The sequence below is a fragment of the Neobacillus drentensis genome, assembly GCF_036966985.1.
GTDB lineage: Bacteria > Bacillota > Bacilli > Bacillales > Cytobacillaceae > Neobacillus > Neobacillus drentensis_E.
Map to the genome: position 1 here is coordinate 1 of NZ_JBALSN010000650.1, position 3,105 is coordinate 3,105.

A 3,105-nucleotide genomic window follows, 5' to 3' on the forward strand; every position below is an offset into this window, starting at 1 on the left:
TTTTTATGTCCATATCGTATAAATGCCAATACAACAAAACCCTATGACAGGTTTATTTGTTGTGTCATTAACGACATATCTACGACATAATTCTCTCTTCAGGTTCAAGTGAAGGGAGTTTTTTTATGCATACAAATCAACAGACAGTATTAAAAGTAATCGACATCGAAAAAAGTTTTCATTTAAGGAAGGTATTGGATCATATTCAATTTGAAATAAAGAACGGGGAACGGATTGGGCTTGTCGGCTATAACGGAACTGGAAAAACCACATTAGCAAATATCATTTTTGGGAAAATGGCCCCAGATAAAGGTATTGTAGAAAAATCAAAAGATTTAACGATCGGCTATCTTTCCCAATCCATTGATTATCAGGTTAGTGATTTTCAGCAGTCTTTATCAGGAAATACCAAAAATCATTTGCTCGAGCATGCGAGCATGTTAGGTCTTACGAAGGTTTATAACTGGGAAGATGAGCGTTTAGGACATTTAAGTGGCGGGGAAAAATTAAAGTTGGCATTAGCAATGGTTTGGGCTTCAAAACCGGACTTTTTAATTTTGGATGAACCAACGAACCATTTAGATTATAAAGGGATCGAGTGGTTGGTTTTTGAATTAGAGAAATTCCGGGGCCCCGTCCTAATTATCTCTCATGATCGACATTTCTTAGATAAAACGGTTACTAGAATTTTTGAATTAGAAAATAGCAAAATAAATTTTTACAACGGAAACTATAGTGACTATCGAAAAAAGAAGCAGCAAAGAATTGAAAATAAGAGGCACCAATATGATGTCCAGCAGCAAAAAATAAAAGAAGTGGAAACACAGATTACTCAATTAAAAACATGGTCCGAAAAAGCCCATCGAGAATCTACAAAAAAGGGGAAAGGACCAAGCAAAAGACAAAATGGGATTAAGGAATATCATCGGGTAAAGGCTAAAAAAACAGACAATCAAGTAAAGTCAAAAATGAAACGACTGCAAAATGAGTTGGAAAAAAATAAGCTTGAAAAGCCATTAGATGAAGTTCAAATAAGGTTTCAGTTTGACACGCAAGGGAAGAGAGGCAAACGAATTGTCGAGGCTAAGAACTTGGCCAAATCCTTCGAAAATAGAACACTTTTTCAAAAATCCAATTTCTATATTAATTATGGTGATCGCCTAGGATTATTGGGTGAAAATGGCTGCGGTAAAACGACATTAATAAAAATGATGTTAGGCCAAGAGGGCTATTCCATTGGGGATTTGTGGAGCAGTGACTCGGTAAAAATTGCATATTTAAGTCAAGATGTTGATGATTTGGCTGCCGAGAAAACGGCAATTGAAGCACTAGGGTTCACAGATCGTGAGAGTGTTTTGAAAGCAAGAACTCTATTAGCCAATGTAGGCTTAAATGAGGCGCTAATCACTAAGCCAATCGGAACATTGAGTTTGGGGGAACGAACGAGAGTAAAACTCGTTGACATGCTAATGAAAGAGTATGATGTGCTCATTCTCGACGAGCCAACCAATCATCTAGACTTACCGAGTAGAGAGCAGTTGGAAAATACGTTAGCAGACTTTACTGGGACAATTATTACCGTTTCTCATGACTATTACTTCCTTAATAAGCTTTGTGACCGGCTGCTTGTATTTGAAGACCAGCAAATTCGGCGGATTGAGATGAAACCTGATGAATATTTAAATCAAGATGTAAACAAAGGGGATGCCTTAAAAGAAGCCCTACTAATAATAGAAAACAAGATTGCATCTGTCTTAGGTGAGTTATCGTTCATGGATCTTAAAGACCCTAGATATCCTGAGTTAGACAAAGAATTTAATGACTTACTTAAGCAAAAACGAAAACTAATGGGCTAAAATAATATAGAACAGTTATAATAAAAGGTCCTCAAGTATCTATTGAGGACCTTTTATCATTCTCATCAAGACAGCAAATAACCAATCAATTATTAGCCAATAAATTTAGAAGGTCTTTCTCTTTTTCCGCCCGTATCCCAGCATTCCACTCATCCTCCGTCAATTGGCGGGTTTTCTCCCACTCATAAATATCAGTGATACTATCTTCAAGTGGCCTAAATGAAAGACCGCTATGGATAGCTTTATCAACATTGATAGAGAATGCACCTTTCCATGGCTCCATAGACTCAGGTGACAATGGAGAATTCTCGGGTACCCAGAGCGGCATTTCCGTCCATGGGGCTACTTTCTGATCCAAAAGAAATTGTTCCTCTGCCCAAACCACATCTGCATCTGAACCTGTCACTTTAATACATGTATTGACAAACTCTTTTATCGTTAATGGATAATCCGGACCCGTTGCATTAAACGTTCCAGAGGAGTGCTGTTCTTCCATATCGAGTATCCAATTAGCCAGGTCTTTGTTGTCAATCATCTGAACCCGGCGGTTTGGATTTCCGGGCACTAGAACCTTGCCGCCTTTTGCGATTCTATTTACCCAATAGGGAACACGGTCCGTATAATCATTTGGCCCAATTAACTGTCCTGCACGTATATTTAACACACGACCCGGCATATTTTTCTCAGCTATTTGTTCACATAAAGCCTTAAAATGTCCGTAATATTGATAGATGGGTCCGTCTGCATCCATTGAAAGCTGATTTGCTTCCTCGATTGACATTTCCAGGACAGGGTAGTTTTCATCCAAATTCTCCTGAATCCAATCTTGATAGACAGAAATACTCGAAATAAACGTATAATGCTGGACTTGGTCTCTTAATAAGTTTGTTGTGTTCTGGACTGTATAGGGGATAAACCCGCTTGTATCAAGTACAGCATCCCAATATCGATTTTGAAGCGCTTTCAAATTTCCGAATCGATTTCCATAGAGAACTTCGATATCCTTAATTCCGGGACTTTGAATTCCACGATTAAATATAGTGACTTCATGGTTTCGTTTTAAAGCTTCTTCTACGAACGTTTTCCCTAAAAAGCGGCTACCACCTAAAACAAGAATCTTCAAAAGAAAAAAGAAGAGCTTTCAAAGCTTGAGGCAAAACAAGAGGCACTTGCGCTAAAGCTAAAAGAAATTGACGAAAAAGCTTTAAAAACAAGTGATCAAATCGAAGAAAAACAAAAAGAAAACGAA

The 3,105-nt window shown here is 37.8% G+C and carries 2 protein-coding genes; one reads left to right on the forward strand and one right to left on the reverse strand.

Annotation, left to right across the window (positions count from 1 at the left end; translation table 11 throughout):
* Positions 1 to 125 precede the first annotated feature (125 nt).
* A complete protein-coding gene (abc-f, locus tag V7659_RS29780) occupies positions 126 to 1,856 on the forward strand; it encodes a ribosomal protection-like ABC-F family protein (RefSeq protein ID WP_335543640.1) in 1,731 nt (576 codons plus the stop codon).
* Between the two features lie 85 nt (positions 1,857 to 1,941).
* Here the strand turns inward: abc-f and V7659_RS29785 are convergent, their stop codons facing one another.
* Positions 1,942 to 2,979 (reverse strand): NAD-dependent epimerase/dehydratase family protein, encoded by a 1,038-nt coding sequence (locus tag V7659_RS29785; protein ID WP_335543641.1) that lies wholly within the window; start codon positions 2,977 to 2,979, stop codon positions 1,942 to 1,944.
* Positions 2,980 to 3,105: the final 126 nt, after the last annotated feature.